The sequence below is a fragment of the Cellulomonas chengniuliangii genome (assembly GCF_024508335.1).
GTDB classification, from domain to species: domain Bacteria; phylum Actinomycetota; class Actinomycetes; order Actinomycetales; family Cellulomonadaceae; genus Cellulomonas_A; species Cellulomonas_A chengniuliangii.
Genome location: NZ_CP101988.1, coordinates 392,327 through 409,268, shown reverse-complemented (window position 1 = coordinate 409,268; position 16,942 = coordinate 392,327). Strand labels below are relative to the sequence as shown.

Here is a 16,942-nt window from a genome sequence, read left to right as displayed (position 1 = left end):
TTTACTCGCAATTTACGACTCCATGGGGCCCGAAACCTGGGACCTTTGGGTTTCGCAGCCCGCTGGGCGGAGGTCGGCGGGCAGCACGACACCAGCGCGCCCGCACCTGTACCACAGTGAACTCCACGCGCCTGAGAGCACTCTGAGCGGGCGCCCACCGGTGGCCGCGCCCCCCTGCGGCGCAGCCGTCCGACGGCGCCCCGGCCTAGCGGTACGCCGCGGCCTGCAGGTTGAAGAGCTCTGCGTACAGGCCGCCCTGGGAGACCAGCTCGGCGTGGGAGCCCTGCTCGGCGATCCGCCCGTCGGCCACCACGAGGATGAGGTCGGCCATCCGCACCGTCGAGAACCGGTGCGAGACCAGCAGGGTGATGGCCCCCGTCAGCTCGCCCACTCGGCGGGCGTTCTCGGCGTACCGCTCGAACAGCTCGTGCTCGGCCTGGGCGTCGAGCGCCGAGGTGGGCTCGTCGAGCACGAGCAGCAACGGCGCCTCGCGCATCATCGCGCGGCCCAACGCCAGCTTCTGCCACTGCCCGCCCGAGAGCTGCGCCCCGTCGCTGTGCGTCGTGCCCAGCTGCGAGTCGAGCCCGTGGTCCAGCCGCTCGAGCACCCCCTCGGCGTGCGCCCGTCCCAGCGCCGCCAGGACCGCCTCGTCCGAGCCGATGTCGGGCAGGTGGCCGACTCCCACGTTCTCGCGCGCCAGCAGCTCGAAGCGGGAGAAGTCTTGGAACCCCGCGGCGACGCGTGCCCGCCAGTCGTCCGCGTCGAGGTGGCGCAGGTCCACCCCGTCGATCGCCACCGTCCCCGCCGTGGCGTCGTAGAACCGGCAGAGCAGCTTCACCAACGTCGTCTTGCCGGCGCCGTTCTCCCCCACGATCGCCACCGTCGTCCCCGGCGGCAGGCTGAGGTCGACGTCGGCGAGCACAGGCCGGTCGGTGCCTGGGTAGGTGAACGCAACCCCCTCGAACGTGATCCCGGAGCGGATCGCGTCGGGGGCGGGCAACGGCGCTGCGAGGCCGGCCACGGGGCGGGGGCGCACGACCTCGCGCATCCACTCGAGGTCGGCCATGGTCCGGGCGGTGCGCTGCAGCTGCTGCAGGATGGTCACGGTCGAGGTGACCTGCGCGTTCACCTGCGCGGCGAGCGTGATGACCAGGATCACATCGCCCACGGTCCGGTGCCCCTCGACAGCATCCCGCACCACGAGCAGCGTGGCCGCGACGTAGGCCGCCGCGAACACGAGCTGCCCCGCGACGCGGAGCACGCTGGCCCGGACCTCGCCTCGCCAGAGGGTCGCGGTGGCCCGCGACCAGGCTGCCGCGTGCCGGGCGCGCAGGTCGCCCTCGAGGCCGCAGACGCGCAGCTCCTTGGCGGGCCCCGCGTCCGTCGCGATCACGAACAGGTGCCGCGCCCGACGGTTGTCCAGCGCCGCCTGGTCCCGGGCCTGGGCGGCCGTGGACTCCGCGCGGCGGCCGAGCAGCAGCGGGGGCAGCGCCGCGACCGGCAGCGCCAGCAGCCACGGGTTGAGCCCGGCGAGCAGCACCGCCGTGATGGCCACCGCGACCCCCAGGCCGAGGCTCGACAGCAGCGCCTGCATCGAGCCCCAGCCCGAGCGCTGCAGCTCCGTGCGCAGCACCTGGATCTTGTCCGCGTAGTCGGCCCGCTCGTGGTGCTCGAGGCCCGGGGAGTCGTTCGAGAGCTCGACGAGCTCCCGCTCGAGGCGCATCAGGGCGAGGTCGCCGAGCTCGAAGTAGAAGATGTGGGCGAAGTGCCCGGCGGTGAGCGAGGCGATCACGAGCACGGCGACGACGACCGCGGCGATGACGGCCCTCCGGGCGTCGCCCTCGACCGCGGCGTCGGTCAGCGCGGCGAGCGCCGGGGCGGCGAGCGGCAGCGCCGACGACTGCAGCAGCATGAGCGCGAGCGAGAGGATGAGCTTGCCGGGGTCGATGCGGTACGTGAGCACCAGGAGCTGGTAGGCCCCGCGCACGGTCTGCCTCATGATCGTCCCCCTGAGTTGCGGTCGGCTGCCGTACCCGGCGCGCGGTCGCCGTCGGGGTCCTCCGCGGCGTCGGGCTCGTCGTCGAACCGCTCGGCCTGGAGCCGGAACAGCCGGGCGTAGTGCCCGTCCGCCGCGAGCAGCTCCTCGTGCGAGCCCTGCTCCGCGACCCGGCCCTGGTCGACGACGACGATGTGATCGGCGCGGCGCACGCTCGAGAAGCGGTGGGAGATCAGCACGGAGGTGACCCCACGGGTGAGCTCGACGAAGCGGTCGAAGAACGCCGCCTCGGCACGGACGTCGAGGGCTGATGTGGGCTCATCGAGCACGAGGACCCGCGCCCCGGCCTGCAGCGCGTAGAGGGATCGGGCGATCGCGATGCGCTGCCACTGGCCGCCCGACAGGTCCGCGCCGCCCTCGTAAGCCCGGGACAGCGGCGAGTCGAGCCCGCGCGGCAGCGCCTCGAGGGCGTCCAGGATCGCCGCCTCCCGGGCAGCCTGGCGCACGGCGTCCTCCGTGCGCGGCACATGCGCCGCGCCGACGGCGATGTTCTCCGCGGCGGTCAGCTCGTACCGGACGAAGTCCTGGAAGACCACGCTGACCTGGCGTCGCCATGCCGACACGTCGAGGCTCGCGATGTCGGCGCCGTCGCAGGTGATGACGCCGGCCGTGGGCTCGTGCAGGCGGGTGAGGAGTTTGACGAGGGTCGTCTTGCCGGCCCCGTTGACACCCACGATCGCGGTGCTGCGGCCCGCGGGCAGCTCGAGGTCCAGCCCGTCGAGCACCGCCCGGGCGCTGCCCGGGTAGTTGAAGCCGACCCCCTCGAACCGCAACGCGGCGCGCGGGCTGTCGGGCGCCACCTCGCCGGCCCCCTCGGTGCGCACCAGGTCTTGTGCCGCGTCGATCCTGGCCTCGAACTCCTCGAGCGCGGCCACCGACTGCATGCCGTACTGCGTGGCGACGTCGGACTCCGGGTAGTACTCGCCCAGCAGCAGCGCCGCCACCACGGCCTGCAGCCCCAAAGTGAGCCCGGTGAGGGTCACGTCGCCGGAGGCTGCGCCCTGGGCGAGCGCGATCAGCACGCCTGCGCCGATCAGCAGCCCGATAGCCGTGTAGAGGAGGTAGGGCCGCAGGTAGATGGCGCGCCGCCGAGCGCTCACGGGCGCCAGCATCTGCGCCGTCGCCTCCTCGTAGCGGTCGCCGAACCAACCGCTGAGGCCGAAGACGCGCATCTCCTTGGCTGCTGCCGGGCCCATGGCCACGTCGCGCAGGTACTCGGCCCGTCGCCGCACACCGACCACCCCGCGCCAGGCCGTCGAGTACTTGCGCAGCCCGCCACGCTGCCCGTACCGGAACACCATGGTCGCCACGACCAGCGCCGCCGCAGACCACCAGGACGAGACGAGGCCGAGCAGCACGGCGAAGCCCGCGAGCCGCACATAGCGCGCGAGGAGCGCGAGCAGCCCGGCGCAGGCGTCGCCCGGCGTGTGGAAGTCCGAGTCCACCTGCCGCGTGGCCTCGCTGAGCGCGTCGAGGGTGGCCTGGTCCTCCATGGGCCCGATGCCCGTCGAGCGCAGGCTGCTCGCGAGCATGCGGTCGCGCACCGCCCCGTCGACCCGGCGCTTGACGCGCACGCCCAGCGCGGTCTGGACGGGCGCGAGGACCTGCTGCGCGCAGAAGGCCGCGGCCGCGAGCACGAAGTCCCGCACGAGGCCGTCCCACGCGGGCGAGCCGATGCCGCCCTCGACGGCCGCCGGGACCTGCCCGACCACAAGGCTCGTCGCGATGACGAAGGCGACCGGCAGCAGGCCCAGCGCGAGGTTGAGGACGCTGAGCCCTGCCACGAGGCCCGCTCCGGCGGTCGGCAGGAGGCGCGCGGTGGCCAGGCGAGGCGCGACGGCAGCGGTGTACCAGGTGCGGATCACCCGCGGAGCGTAGCGACAACCTGGACATACGGGATGGAATTTCTCTCATGGGCCAGGCTGGGCGCCGCAGCAGACGCTGGCCCCATCGCGATCGCCCGAGAGCAGCGCAGAGGAGCCGGACGGCTCAGAGGCAATGGGCCACGAGGCGCGAGTCGCGTGCTCGGGCCACGATGGCCCCATGGCCGACGACCTGCCCGAGCTGCTCCTCCCGGACGCCGCCGCGTGGCGCGCCTGGCTCCAGGAGCACCACGACGAGTCCCCGGGCGTGTGGCTGGTGCTGCACAAGAAGGGCGGAACGCTCACCACCCTCACGCACGCCACCGCCCTTGACGAGGCGCTGTGCTTCGGCTGGATCGACGGCCAAGGGCTCTCGCGTGACGCCGAGAGCTCGCTGCAGCGGATGACGCCCCGGCGCCCGCGCAGCCGCTGGTCGGCGCGCAACGTCGGGATCGTCGCGCGGCTCGAGCAGGAGGGCCGCATGCACGAGGCGGGGCGCGCCCAGGTGCGGGCCGCTCAGGCCGACGGCCGGTGGGAGGCCGCCTACGAGTCGAGCGCGACGATCCAGCCACCCGAGGACCTGTTGGCCGCGCTGGCCGCCGAACCGGAGGCGCAGGCCTGGTTCGACGCCTTGACCGCGGCCAACCGGTTCGCGGTGCTCTACCGGATCGACGCCGTGAAGCGCCCCGAGACCCGCACCCGGAAGATCGCCGAGACGGTCGCCCGGCTCGCCCGGGGCGAGACCCCGCACCCGCAGCAGCGGCACCCGCCAGAACACTGAGTCGACGCACGAGACGGACACACTCCCGGGCAGCCGCGGCGCCCTCTAGGTTGGCCGCATGGAACGTCGCCCCGCCGCACAGGCGTTGATCGGGATCCTCATCGTCGCGGTCGGGGTGATCGCGCTCCTCAACCAGCTGGACGTCATCGACGTGGCGCTGGGCGAGCTGATCGCCACCTGGTGGCCTGTGGTGGTCATCGCCATCGGCGCCGCGGGTCTCGTGACCACCCCACGCGCCTGGCCCGCCCCGCTCGCGGTGGCCGGGGCGGGCTGCGTGCTGCTCGCCGGGCGCCTCGGGGTCGTCGACGGCGGGGTGTGGCCGTTGATCTGGCCGACGGTGGTCATCGTGGTCGGGCTGTCCTTCCTGGCCCGGGCCGCGTCCGCCGGGGACGACGAGCGGACCGTGACTGCGTCCGCGATCTGGTGGGGCGCCCAGCGCCGGCCCCTGACGCAGGACTTCCGCGGCGCGCAGCTCAGCGCCCTCATGGGCGGCGTCGACCTCGACCTGCGCCAGGCGCAGATCGTCGGGAGCGCGGACATCCGCGCCTTCGTCATGTGGGGCGGCGTGGACGTGAAGGTGCCGCCGTCGTGGCGGGTCGAGATCACCGGGCTCCCGCTGCTCGGCGGGTGGGACAACCGCACGAAGACGCCCACGGACCCTCTGGCCCCGGTGCTGCGGGTGCGGGTGATCGCGCTCATGGGCGGCGTGGACGTCAAGAGCAAGGCGCCCGCGAGCGCCTAGTCGGCGCCGTCCGCACAGCCGGGGCCGGCGGCCCGTGGGCCGTCCGCCGCTAGTGGTGACGCAGCTTCTTCGCGGCGACGCCGACCGCGGCCGCCTTGGCGCCCGCCTCCGCGGTCTTCCGACCCACCTTGGCGGTCTCCTTGGCGACCTTCTTGGTGGTCTTGCGCGCCGCCTTGCGCGTGCCCATCCGCAGGGAGTCCAGCAGGAAGGACAGCGCCGCCCCGAACATGATCACGTCCTTGGCGATGCCCACGCCCTGTTCGTTGGGCCGGGGGTCGCCCTCCGCCACGTGCAGCGACGGCGTCTTGAGGTACATCCCGGCGAGCAGCCCGGAGAACGCCGTGAACCCGGCGGCCACCACGGTCCGGGGCAGCACCGGGACGAGCAACGCCGCGCCGAGCGCGATCTCCGAGCTGGACAGCAGCTTCGCGAACTTCTGCGGCTCCATGTCCTTGAAGTAGGGGTACGCGTTGGCGGCCATGGCGTGCATCCCGCGGGCCGCGTCCTCGTCGGCGCCGCGCTTGCTGAGGCCGGAGTTGAGGATGAAGGCCCCCGCTGCCAGCCGCAGCGGGATCGGGTGGATGTGCATGTGTCCTCCTGAGCCAGTGTCAGCGGCACGCGGATGCGCGCGTGAGGGTGACGCTACGGCCGAACGGCTCGGTCAACATCTCGAGAGGCCGCACCGCGGAGGGCTCGCTCTCCTGGACGCCTGTCTGGTTCGACGTGCGGAGCAACCGCGCAGGTGGGAGGTTTCTCCCCGTCACCCACCGACTGCAAGGAGACATACGTCATGGGCTTTTTCGGATTCCTCCTCCTCGGCCTGCTCGCCGGCGTCATCGCCAAGGCGATCCTGCCCGGCCGCCAGAGCGCCGGATGGCTGCTCACCCTGGTGCTGGGCGTGCTCGGCGCGGTCCTCGGCGGCTGGCTCGGCAGCATCCTGTTCGATCGCGGCCTGGAGGAGTTCTTCTCCATCCAGACTTGGCTGCTCGCGATCCTCGGCTCGGTCATCGTGTTCCTGATCTACGGGGCACTGCGCCGACGCTGAGACGGCCCGCCCGGCCAGTGTGGCCGGGCGGCCCGCGGCGGGCCCGGACACGCCGATGGCGAAATGTCGCATTCCGACCGTTCGACGGGGGTCTCGCCCCTACGTTGTCGCCATCAGCTCGACCGTAGGACCGCCGTGGGCCGTCTCGGCCCCGGCGTCTCTCGACGACCTTTGGAGGTCCTCATCGTGAGAATGCGTCGAACCGTCGCCGGGCTCGTCATCGCGGGGGCGATGACCGTAGGAGCCGGGGTCGCGTCACCCGTCGCCGCCCACCCCCAGGGCGACTCGCCCGCGGGCTTCGCCTCGAAGGTCACCGCCAAGGGCGTCATGCGCCACGTCCAGCAGTTCCAGAAGATCGCCGACCAGAACGGCGGCAATCGTGCGGCGACAACTCCCGGCTACGAGGCCAGCGCGCAGTACGTGGAGAAGACCCTCAAGAAGGCGGGCTACACCACCGAGCGCGACTACTTCACGTTCGAGCGGGAGATCCTCGACGCCCAGACCCTCACCCTGGCCCCGCCAAGCGGCGACCCGGTCAGCATCGAAGTCGACCAGATGGCCTACTCCGCGAGCACCCCGGAGGGCGGCATCACCGCCGATGTCGCGAGCCCGACCGACACGCTCGGCTGCACGCCCGAGGCCTGGGACGGCGTCGACGCCACCGGCAAGATCGCGCTGATCAGCCGCGGCGAGTGCTCGTTCACCATCAAGGCCGCCACCGCCGAGGCCGCGGGCGCCGCGGCCGCCGTCATCTACAACAACACCGACGGGCTGCTGAACGGCACGCTCGGCGAGGGGAACACCGTCGGCATCGCGGCCGCGGGCATCTCCCTGGCCGACGGCCAGGTCCTGGTCGCCGCGGCGGCGTCCGGGCCGGTGAGCCTGACGCTGGACGTCCGGTCCCACGTCGAGGCCTCCGAGAGCTTCAACGTCATCGCGGAGACGGCGAAGGGCCGCGACGACAACGTCGTGATGCTGGGCGCCCACCTCGACGGCGTCGAGGACGGCCCGGGGATCAACGACAACGCCTCCGGCTCCGCGGCCTTGCTCGAGGTGGCCGTCAAGCTCGCCGACGCCAAGAAGCTCAACAACACGGTGCGCTTCGCCTGGTGGGGCGCCGAGGAGCTCGGGCTGATCGGCTCCAGCCGCTACGTCGCGGACCTGGCCGCCCAGGAGGGCGAGCTCGACCGCATCGCCACCTACCTGAACTTCGACATGATCGGCTCGCCGAACTACATCATCGGCGTGTACGACGCGGACCAGTCCACGTACGAGGCGCCGGTGGAGGTCCCCGAGGGCTCCGCCGCGACCGAGAAGGTCTTCACCGACTACTTCGACAGCATCGGCCAGCCGTGGGTGGACACCGAGTTCTCCGGGCGGTCCGACTACCAGGCGTTCATCCTCAACGGTATCCCCGCCTCCGGGCTCTTCACCGGCGCGGACGACGTGAAGACCGAGGAGGAGGTCGCCCTGTTCGGCGGGACCGCCGGGATCACCCACGACCCGAACTACCACTCGCCGGCCGACGACCTGTCGAACATCAACGTCGAGGCCCTGGGCATCATGAGCAAGGCGGTCGCCTTCGCCACGTACTCGCTCGCGCAGGACACCTCGGCGATCAACGGCGTCTCAGGCCCTGGTGACCAGCCGGGCAAGCCGAAGCCCGGAAAGGGCCACGGCAAGGGTCACGGGCACGGCAAGGGCCACGGCCACGGCCACGGGCACGGGCACGGGGCTCCCGGGCACTGGGACAAGGCCGCCTGACCGGCACACCGTCTGAGGACCCCCGCCGGGCGGGGCCGTGGAGCCGAGAGGCCCACCGGCCCCGCCCGGTGCTGCGGGCGGGGCTGATGGGCCCGGGGACTGCGGTGGAGCGGCTGTCAGAGACCGGCGAGGGCGAGCCCCGACTCCTGAGGCGGGAACAGCCGGCTGAGCACGTCGGAGAGGGTGATCACGCCCACGAATCCGCCAGCGCCCTCCACCACCGCGAGGTGCTGGCGGGTCTCCCGCATGGACGCGAGAGCGCTGTAGACGGGAGTCGCCGTCGGCAGGGTGAGCACCGGCCGCATGAGCTCGGCGACCGGCCGCTCGTCGCGCTCCGTCAGGGTCTCGCGCACGTGCAGCACGCCGCGCACCGACCCGACCTCGCCCACCAGCACGCGCAGGTGCCCCGAGGCCAGGCTGGCCCGTCGGACGTCGCCGACCGTGGCGTCGCTCGGCACGGACGTGGTGCGGGCGTCCGGCCGCAGCAGGTCCGCCACAGTGAGCCGCTGCAGTTCGAGGGCCCCGGCGAGCTGCGCCGAGAACCCGGCGTCCAGGGCGCCCACGTTCACCGAGTGCTCGACGAGGTGCCGCAGGTCGTCCGGGTTCTGGCCCGCGGCGACCTGGTCGGCCGGCTCGACGCCCACCTTGCGCAGGCACCAGTTGGCCATCCCGTTGAGCGCCTGCAGCAGCGGGCGGGTCAGCAGCATGAACCCGCGCATAGGCAGCGCCAGCATCGTGGCCGACGTCTCCGGGTGCGCGATGGCCCACGACTTCGGCGCCATCTCCCCCACCACCAGGTGCAGGAACGTGACGAGCATCAGCGCCAGGACGAAGCCCGCCACGTCCGCGAGGACCAGCGGTGCGCCCCACGCCTCGAACAGCGGGGTGAGCCAGTGGTGCACCGCCGGCTTGGTGATGGCGCCGAGGGCGAGCGTGCAGGCCGTGATGCCTAGCTGGGACCCGGCCAGCAGCAGCGTCAGCTCGGACGAGCTGCGCAGCGCAGCCCGCGCCGCCCGGCTCGTCGCGGCGGCGTCCTCCAGCCGGTGCCGCTTGGCGGCCAGCAGCGCGAACTCCACGGCCACGAAGAACGCGCTCAGCGCGATCAGGAGCACGGTCACCGCGATGACGATCCAGGCGCCGCTCATCGTGCCGCCTCCTCGTCGCCGGTGGTGGTCGCAGGCTCCGGGAACGTCACCCGGACCTTCGCGGGCACGTGCCGCTCGACCTCCTGGACCTCCACCCGCATGACCACGGGCGCGGGCGCCTCGGCCAGCGCCAGGTGCGCCGGGTCGGGCGGCAGCTCGATGTCCACCACCGTGCCCACGGGCGGCAGCGCGCCGTGGACGGCGATCACCAGGCCGGAGATCGTCTCGTAGTCGCCACGCGGCAGGTCATGCCCGACGGCGCGCTCCACCTCGTCGACGTGCACGTCGCCAGCCATGATCCAGATCCCGTCCTCGTCCTGCGGCACGGCCATCGGCACGTCGGTGTCGTGCTCGTCGGTGATCTCCCCGACCAGCTCCTCCGCGAGGTCCTCGAGGGTCAGCACGCCCGCGAACCCGCCGTACTCGTCGACCACGCAGGCCAGCTGGTTGCCGGCGCCTGTCAGGTCCCGCAGCGCGTCAGGCAGCGGCATCGAGGTCGCCAGCATGACGGCGGGCCGCATGATCGACTCGGCGGGGTCGTCGTCGCGCCCGTCGAGCCCCAGCACGTCCTGCAGGTGCACCACGCCGACCACCTGGTCATCAGCGTCCAGCACCGGGTAGCGGGAGTGCCCCGAGCTCATCAGGGCGCGCACGTGGCTGAGCGTGTCGTCGGCCCGCACCACGTCCACCCGCGAGCGCGGGATCATCGCGTGCTCCACGTCCTGCTCCGGGAAGTCCAGGATCCGGTCCAGGAGGACCGACAGCTCGGCGGGCAGGTCCCCGCTGTCGCGGGAGTCCGCCACGATGTGCTCGAGGTCGCGCATGGTCGCCGAGTGCTCCACGTCATGCACCGGCTCGATGCGCAGCAGGCGCAGCAGCAGGTTGGAGGCCTGGTCGAAGACCCTGATCAGCCAGCCGAACACCGCCAGGTACGCGGTGGTCGACGTCGCCAGCCACAGCGCCACGGGCTCGGGCCGGGCGATCGCGAGGTTCTTGGGGAACAGCTCCCCCACGACCATCTGCACGAACGTCGAGAACAGCAGGGCCAGCACCGTGCCGATCGCGATGCCCACACCGGTGGGCACGCCCACGCCACCCAGCGCATCACCGAGCGACGCCCCGATCAGCGGCTCGGCCACGTAGCCGACCAGCAGGCCCGTCACGGTGATCCCGAGCTGCGCGCCCGACAGCATGAAGGACGTCCGTCGCGTCACGCCCAGCGCACGCTGGGCGCCCACGTCGCCGGCGCTCGCCCGCGCGCTCAGCCGCGAGCGGTCCACCGCCATGTAGGCGAACTCCTGGGCCACGAAGTACCCCGTGACCGCTGTGATCGCCAGCACCACCAGGATGCCGAGCAACAACGTCAGCACCCACATCACCACCCGCCCCCCTTCGGCACTGCGCTCGCGCGCGGCTCACGGGGGCATCGACTATCGCTGTCCATCGGTCTCCAGGTAGGGGGCAGTGACGAGAGCGTAACGATCAGCGCCTGGGACCGGTTCCCGAGACCCCTGCGTGCTCGGCCGTGGTGGCACGTCCGTAGGCTCGGGTGTCGAGGACTTGGCAGAGCCCGCCAGCTCGTGGCCGAGGCGAGGGGCATCGCAGAAGGGCGAGAGCGTGATGACGAGCACTCGGCCCACGATCGAGCGGCTCAGCGGCGGCGACCTGCTCGAGCTGCGCACTGACGTCGGTCCAGCGCCGAAGAACATGGGCGCGCTCCTCGTGCTCGACGACGTGGACGTCCCCGCGATGGCGGCGACGCTCAGCAGGCGGCTCGCGGCGATCCCCCGGCTGCGTGACCGGCTGGTCACTCCCCCGTGGTGGCTCGGTCGGCCGTACTGGCTCGCGGATCCGACGTTCGACGTCGCGGCCCACGTGTCCCATGTGCGCTGTCCCGCACCGGCGGACCACGACGCGCTCCTCGACGTCGCGGCGACCGCTCTGACGCGGCCTCTCCCCCGGGACCGGCCGATGTGGCGCGCCGTGCTGGTCAGCGGGCTGCCAGGTGGAGCGGTGGGGGTCGTCCTCGTGATGCACCACGTGCTCGCCGACGGCGTCGGTGGCCTCGCGCTCCTGGCCGCCCTCGGCGAGCGCGACGTCGCCGCACCCCAGCCGACCGTGCCCGCTCGCGTTCCGACGAGACGGGCGCTGCTCACCGACAACGTCGCGCGGGTCGTCCGCGCCACTGCCGCACTGCCAGGAGCATGGGCGCGTGTGAGACGCGGGCGCGCCGAGCTGGGCGCCCGCAGGCGCGTCCCCGCTGCCCCACGCTGCTCGCTCAACGCGCCGACCGGGGCCCGCCGCCGCCTCGTGACCGTCGACGCCGACCTCGGCGCGGTGCGGGCTGCCGCGCGACGGCATGGCGGCACGGTCAACGACCTGCTGCTCGTCGCGGTGACCGCGGCAATGGACACCACGCTGCGTGCACGCGGTGAGGACGTCGCCGCGCTCACCGTGTCCGTTCCGGTGTCCGCCAGGCGACCGGCATCCGCGGCCGACCGCACCCGTGCCGGCCAGCTCGGCAACCAGGTCGGCGTCATGCCGGTGCGGGTCCCCCTGGGCGGCCATCTGCCACAACGCCTCGCACGGGTCGCCCAGATCACCCGCGCCCGCCGGAACGACGACCGTGGAGCATCAGCGGGTCTCGTCGGACCGGTGTTCCGGTTGCTGGTCGCCACCGGCACGTTCCGGTGGTTCATCGACCATCAGCGGCTGGTGAACACGTTCCTCACGAACGTGCGCGGCCCATCGGACGCCATCACCGTGGCCGGGGCTCACGTCCGAGAGGTCGTTCCCCTCGTGTCGACGCCGGGGAACACCGCGGTCACCTTCGCGGCACTGTCCAGCGCGGGGCGCCTGGTGGTGACGGTGATCGCCGACCCGGACGTCCTGGCCGACCCGGCAGCGCTCGCGGCTGGTGTGGCCGAGGCGCTGCGGGACCTCATCCAGCACTGAGCCCACCCGCAATCGTGGCAACGGCGCAGGTCAGCAGGCGAGGTATCAGGTACCGGATGAAATCCGGTCAGAACGTGGACTATCGGATCGCGCTCTGGGTAGCCTCCCCGGATGCTCCGACGCACAACGCCGATCCTCGTCCTCCTCACCGCCCTCACGCTCAGCGCGTGCAGCGGCCCCGCCACTGAGAAGCCCGCGGTCGACGTGCCCCCTCCCCCCGTCGAGGGAGTGGACGCGCCGAGCGACGACGCGTTCGACGGCGCCGACGACGGCCGCACCGACGCCCTGGCGCACATCACCAGCTGCGACCAGGTCGCCGCGCTCACCGGCGGGCTCACCGACGGGCTCGAGCTCGTGGACCCGTCAGTGGACGAGTGGGGCTTCCAGTGCCTCTGGGAGACCGCGGCGGCCGACGACCTCGCCGAGGTGCGCTCGATCGAGGTCGGCGGGCAGCCCTTCGACCAGCGCGGGTCGATGACCACCGTCGAGATCATCGAGGCCGGCGGACTGCTGACCCACATCCCCGACCCGGCGCTCGAGAACGCCGGCGGCATCGCCTACAGCCTGCGCCTGGGCGACGTGGTCAGCGCGCTCGCCGTGACCGTTCAGGTGCCCGACGCCCAGATCTCGGTGTCCGGCGCAGGCTGGGCCGCGACCGGCGGGCTGGACGAGTCGGGGGCGGTCGGCATCGCCAGGTCGGTCCTGGGCCTCTGACCGCGCGAGCCTGTGGGACGCTGTCCCGCCCGCCCCGACAACTCTGGAGCACCCCGTGACCGCAGACGTCCAGGACCTGGTCCGCATCGAGCGCTTCGCCGTCGAGCAGAAGATCACGATGATGGTGAACCGTTACGAGATCCGCGCCCTCGACGCGGACGGCAACCCGGGCGCCGTGCTGGGCGTCGCGCAGCAGAAGCGGATGGCGTTCAAGGAGCAGGTCACCTTCTACACCGACGAGTCCCGCCAGACGCCCGTGTTCGGGTTCAAGGCACGGCAGCGCATGGACCTCGCCGCCACGTACGACGTCACCGACGCGCAGGGCAGCCCGATCGGCTCGTTCCGCAAGGACTTCGGCAAGTCGCTGCTGCGCTCCACCTGGCACCTCGACGCGAACGGCGTCAGCGCCGTGGGCCAGGAGCGCAGCCAGGGCGTGGCCATCGGCCGCCGCGTGTGGGAGATGCTCCCGGTGATCAGCGAGATCCCCGCGCCGTTCGTCTTCCACTTCGACTTCCGCGACGCGAGCGGCGAGCTCGTGATGTCCTCGGTGCGCCGCCGCTCGCTGCGCGACCGGTACATCGTCGAGGTCCCGGCCGGGCGGCTCGACGGCCGGGTGGCCGCGGCGATGGCCGTGGCGCTGGACGCGCTGCAATCCCGCTGAGCACCGGGTCCCGCTGACGCCCGCGCCCGCGGCCCCCGAGGCCGCCCCCACGACCCTCCGAGGCTAGGGCGCGGCGTCGGGCTCCGCCGTCGCGCCCTCGTACAGGCCGATCTCGTTGCCGTCCGGGTCCACGATGACCGCCCACCAGCTCGTCGCGTCGATCTCGGCCTTCGGCGCCAGCACCTGGCCGCCGAGCTCGACGACCTGCCGCAGCACGTCGTCGATCGAGTCCACCTCGACGGTGCTGCGGGGCGCCGTGAAGCCCTCGCTGCGCGGCGCGAGGCCGCCGCCGCTGATCTTGTTGGGCGCCTGCCACATCGGGTACCCCTCGAAGCCGGGCGCCTCCTGGATGTCCCAGCCGAACAGGCCCGAGTAGAACGCCGTCGCCCTGCCCAGGTCCTCGACCGGGATGTCGACGTGCGTGATGTCGCCGTGCGCCATGGCCTTCTCCTCGGCTCTGCGCCGAGCCGACTCACTCGGCCCAGCCGACCCTTCGCACACTAGGTCGGCCCTCGGCTGACCGCGCGTGGAAGCATGCGTAGCCCCACCCGGCGAGCCAGCACCAGACGGTCTTGGTACGTTCCGTCTAGTCGTATGTCGATGGCGTGCCACGTCGAGCACGGGGGGTACGGCCACATGTCGATCGGCGCATTGCCCCAGATCGTCATCGTCCACGGAGCAGGTGGCGCGATCGGCGCCGCTGTCGCGCAGAAGTTCGCGACCCGAGGGGCGAGGCTCTTCCTCGCCGGCCGCCACGTCGACGCGGTCGAGGCCACAGCCGAGCGCCTGCGCGCGTCGACGTCCGTGCCGGTGGACGTCGCCGAGGTCGACGCGTCCGACGAGAGGGCGGTGAACGCCCACACGGACGCCGTGCTCGCCGAGGCGGGACGCCTCGACGTGCTGCTGAACGCGGTGGGCATCCCGTTGGTCCAGGGCGTCCCCCTGCTCGAGATCAGCCTCGATGACGTCCTCGCCCCGTCGCAGGCCTGGCTCCGCACGCAATTCCTCACCGCGCGGGCCGCCGCCCGGCACATGACCCGGCAGGGCAGCGGGACCATCCTGACGCTCTCCGCCTCACCCGCACGGGCGTCGATCGCGGGCGTCGGCGGGTTCGCGGCAGCCTGCGCCGCCGTCGAGGCGCTCACCCGCACGTTCGCCGCGGAGGTCGGCCCGGCCGGCGTCCGGGTCGTGTGCCTGCGGCCGCAGCGCATCCTCGAGACCATCGGCGACACCCCCGACCTGCCCATGCCGATCGACGAGTTCACCGAGTTCCTGGCCTCCCTCACCACGAGCCGGTCGCTGCCGACGCTCGCCGAGGTGGCCTCGATGGCGGTGTTCCTGGCCGAGGGCGGGGCCCGCAGCATGAACGGCGCCGTCGTGAACCTCACCTGTGGGATGAGCCCCGACTGAGTGGCCGCGTGTCCGCTCGCTAGATGACGTCGAAGACGTGGTCGAGCAGCATGACGGCGGTGCACCCGATCACCTCGGCCGAGGTGTGGGCGCTCAGCAGGTGCCCGCCGATGACGGTCGCGGCCTGGTCGGGCGGGGTGCCCTGCGGGACCGGGTTCACGTTCTGCACCGTGAGGTGGACGTCCCAACGGCCCGGCTCGTCGTCGGGCGGGAGCCGCACGCTGCCCCCGAAGCAGCACCGGCTGGCCTGGAGGCGGCGTGCGGCCAGGTCGTGTTCGGGCTGCTCGGCCCGGATGCCGGCGGCCACGTGCTCGCCGACCGCGATCGTCAGGCCCTGCTCGCGCACCGGGTCGGCGCAGTACCGGAGCAGCAGCGCCTCGCCGCCACCGCCGCGCGCGACGACGCGCACGATGCCCTCTCCCGTGAGCTCGAGCTCCTGCTCCTCGCCCTGCTCGGCTGTGGACGTGACCCGGGCGACAACCTCCCCGGCGGCGTTCGAGGCGGTCAGCGTCACGGGCGTGGGGTGGAACAGCACGACCTGCGCGGTCACCCGAGTCGCGGGCGCGTGGTGCAGCACGAGCGGCCGGGTGGGGAGCTGCAGCCCTTGCGCCGGGGAGAACCAGTCGACGACGCGGACAGGGGACTCACCGGTGCTCAGGTAGCGAAGCCACTCGAACGCGCCCTGGCTGGGGTACTCGCCGATCGGGTGGTCGTCGAAGTCGACGCACCGGGTGGTGGGTGGCTCACCGTCGGGCGGGTCGTCGGGGAACCGCCGAGGGCAGGCGGTGGGCTGGAGCACGACGCGCAGCGCGGTGCGCGGCCGCCGGTGCGGGATGAGGTGCGCGACGACGTGGTACCCGTCGCAGGGGCGCGGCTGGTAGTCCCAGATCGCGGCGGTGAGCTGCACCGTCTCCCCTGGCCAGTAGGCGGCCTTGTTGGTGACCACGTGTTTGCCCAGCAAGAACTGGGTGTTGACGCGCTTCTCCGTGACGTCGTGCTCGAGCACCCCGTCGGTCGTCTCGCGCTCGTAGTGCCAGGTCACCTGCGTCGCGAACGGCACGCCGGGCAGCGGCAGGTCCGGGTACTCGATGGCCATGTCCACCGACTCGCCCAGTGTCAGCGCGCCGGGCCCGGGCATGGTGACGTCCTGGCCGCGCCGGGTGGGGTCGCGGTAGTCGCTGGCGGCAGCGGCGAGGGCGGCAGCTGCGGCGCCCGCGTACAGGCCCCCGGCGAGCGGGGGCGGGGCCTCCCACTCGATCAGCGAGGTGATCAGCGGTCCGCACGCGATGACCTTGCCGATCCCCTCGATGTGGTCGCCGCCGGTGGGGTGGCCCGGCTGGATGATCTGGTCGCCCTCCGATCCGCCGTCCCCCCACACGTGCCAGTTGGACAACGCGACAGCGGCGCCTGTGGCGTTGTCGCGGGCGAGGACCCCGAGGGTGCCGGAGCCGTTGAACCACACGGTGTGGTTCTCAGAGTTGCTGGTCGCCACCCCACCGCGCAGCGGGTCGTACTCCTCCTCGTCGCGGTCGCCAGCCGCGGCGGGTCGCAGCCGCACCACCTGCACATCGGTGGGGAACCCGTCGATCTCCGCCGGGATCGGCGCCGATCCTGCCGCCTCGATACTCCGCGCGGAGGGCAGCTTCTCGGTGACGTAGAAGATGATGCTCAGATCGTCGGCCAGGGCGCCGCCGCGCCGGGGAAGGCCCCAGCCGACCGTCTGGATGGTCGGGTCGGACGCGTGCTCGTGGCGCAGCCGCGCCGCCACGTCCTGGATGCGGCGGGTCGGGTCCTGGGTCTCGTCCAT

The 16,942-nt window shown here is 72.7% G+C and carries 15 protein-coding genes; 8 read left to right on the top strand and 7 right to left on the bottom strand.

What is annotated here, in order from left to right; genetic code table 11:
- Positions 1-205 precede the first annotated feature (205 nt).
- Positions 206-1,999: an ABC transporter ATP-binding protein gene (locus NP064_RS01970; RefSeq protein ID WP_227568195.1), complete on the bottom strand. Its 1,794-nt coding sequence runs from the start codon at positions 1,997-1,999 to the stop codon at positions 206-208.
- A complete protein-coding gene (locus NP064_RS01965; protein ID WP_227568196.1) occupies positions 1,996-3,921 on the bottom strand; it encodes an ABC transporter ATP-binding protein in 1,926 nt (641 codons plus the stop codon). Before NP064_RS01965 ends, NP064_RS01970 begins: the two co-directional genes overlap by 4 nt.
- A gap of 178 nt (positions 3,922-4,099) precedes the next feature.
- Between NP064_RS01965 and NP064_RS01960 the strand changes: the two genes are divergently transcribed.
- Positions 4,100-4,699, top strand: a complete 600-nt coding sequence (locus tag NP064_RS01960) for a YdeI/OmpD-associated family protein (protein ID WP_227568197.1) — start codon at positions 4,100-4,102, stop codon at positions 4,697-4,699.
- A gap of 58 nt (positions 4,700-4,757) precedes the next feature.
- Complete coding sequence (locus tag NP064_RS01955; RefSeq protein ID WP_227568198.1) at positions 4,758-5,441, top strand: LiaF transmembrane domain-containing protein; 684 nt, start codon at positions 4,758-4,760, stop codon at positions 5,439-5,441.
- A 49-nt stretch (positions 5,442-5,490) separates the two neighbouring features.
- Here NP064_RS01955 and NP064_RS01950 read toward each other — a convergent pair whose 3' ends face one another.
- Positions 5,491-6,030, bottom strand: a complete 540-nt coding sequence (locus tag NP064_RS01950; RefSeq protein ID WP_227568199.1) for a hypothetical protein — start codon at positions 6,028-6,030, stop codon at positions 5,491-5,493.
- A 201-nt stretch (positions 6,031-6,231) separates the two neighbouring features.
- Between NP064_RS01950 and NP064_RS01945 the strand changes: the two genes are divergently transcribed.
- Positions 6,232-6,486 carry a GlsB/YeaQ/YmgE family stress response membrane protein gene (locus tag NP064_RS01945; RefSeq protein WP_227568200.1) on the top strand — a complete coding sequence of 85 codons (255 nt, stop codon included), beginning with the start codon at positions 6,232-6,234 and terminating at the stop codon, positions 6,484-6,486.
- Positions 6,487-6,678: 192 nt separating this feature from the next.
- Positions 6,679-8,250: a M20/M25/M40 family metallo-hydrolase gene (locus NP064_RS01940; RefSeq protein WP_227568217.1), complete on the top strand. Its 1,572-nt coding sequence runs from the start codon at positions 6,679-6,681 to the stop codon at positions 8,248-8,250.
- Between the two features lie 116 nt (positions 8,251-8,366).
- Here the strand turns inward: NP064_RS01940 and NP064_RS01935 are convergent, their stop codons facing one another.
- Together NP064_RS01935 and NP064_RS01930 are read right to left on the bottom strand one after the other, a co-directional pair.
- The gene (locus tag NP064_RS01935) at positions 8,367-9,395 is read right to left on the bottom strand and encodes a hemolysin family protein (protein WP_227568201.1); all 1,029 of its coding nucleotides are present in this window, start codon (positions 9,393-9,395) and stop codon (positions 8,367-8,369) included.
- Positions 9,392-10,771 (bottom strand): hemolysin family protein, encoded by a 1,380-nt coding sequence (locus NP064_RS01930; protein WP_227568218.1) that lies wholly within the window; start codon positions 10,769-10,771, stop codon positions 9,392-9,394. The genes NP064_RS01935 and NP064_RS01930 overlap by 4 nt, the downstream gene beginning before the upstream one ends.
- A gap of 244 nt (positions 10,772-11,015) precedes the next feature.
- Between NP064_RS01930 and NP064_RS01925 the strand changes: the two genes are divergently transcribed.
- The 3 genes from NP064_RS01925 (at position 11,016) to NP064_RS01915 (ending at position 13,725) form a co-directional block, all read left to right on the top strand.
- The gene (locus NP064_RS01925; RefSeq protein ID WP_227568219.1) at positions 11,016-12,350 is read left to right on the top strand and encodes a wax ester/triacylglycerol synthase domain-containing protein; all 1,335 of its coding nucleotides are present in this window, start codon (positions 11,016-11,018) and stop codon (positions 12,348-12,350) included.
- A gap of 111 nt (positions 12,351-12,461) precedes the next feature.
- Positions 12,462-13,064: a hypothetical protein gene (locus NP064_RS01920; RefSeq protein WP_227568202.1), complete on the top strand. Its 603-nt coding sequence runs from the start codon at positions 12,462-12,464 to the stop codon at positions 13,062-13,064.
- A gap of 55 nt (positions 13,065-13,119) precedes the next feature.
- Complete coding sequence (locus NP064_RS01915) at positions 13,120-13,725, top strand: LURP-one-related family protein (protein WP_227568203.1); 606 nt, start codon at positions 13,120-13,122, stop codon at positions 13,723-13,725.
- Between the two features lie 63 nt (positions 13,726-13,788).
- On the opposite strand, the gene NP064_RS01910 is transcribed toward NP064_RS01915, so the two are convergent.
- Positions 13,789-14,166 carry a VOC family protein gene (locus NP064_RS01910; RefSeq protein ID WP_227568204.1) on the bottom strand — a complete coding sequence of 126 codons (378 nt, stop codon included), beginning with the start codon at positions 14,164-14,166 and terminating at the stop codon, positions 13,789-13,791.
- Positions 14,167-14,325: 159 nt separating this feature from the next.
- On the opposite strand from NP064_RS01910, the gene NP064_RS01905 reads away from it, so the two are divergent.
- Complete coding sequence (locus NP064_RS01905) at positions 14,326-15,135, top strand: SDR family NAD(P)-dependent oxidoreductase (RefSeq protein WP_227568205.1); 810 nt, start codon at positions 14,326-14,328, stop codon at positions 15,133-15,135.
- 19 nt (positions 15,136-15,154) lie between these two features.
- Here the strand turns inward: NP064_RS01905 and NP064_RS01900 are convergent, their stop codons facing one another.
- Positions 15,155-16,942 (bottom strand): hypothetical protein, encoded by a 1,788-nt coding sequence (locus tag NP064_RS01900; protein ID WP_227568206.1) that lies wholly within the window; start codon positions 16,940-16,942, stop codon positions 15,155-15,157.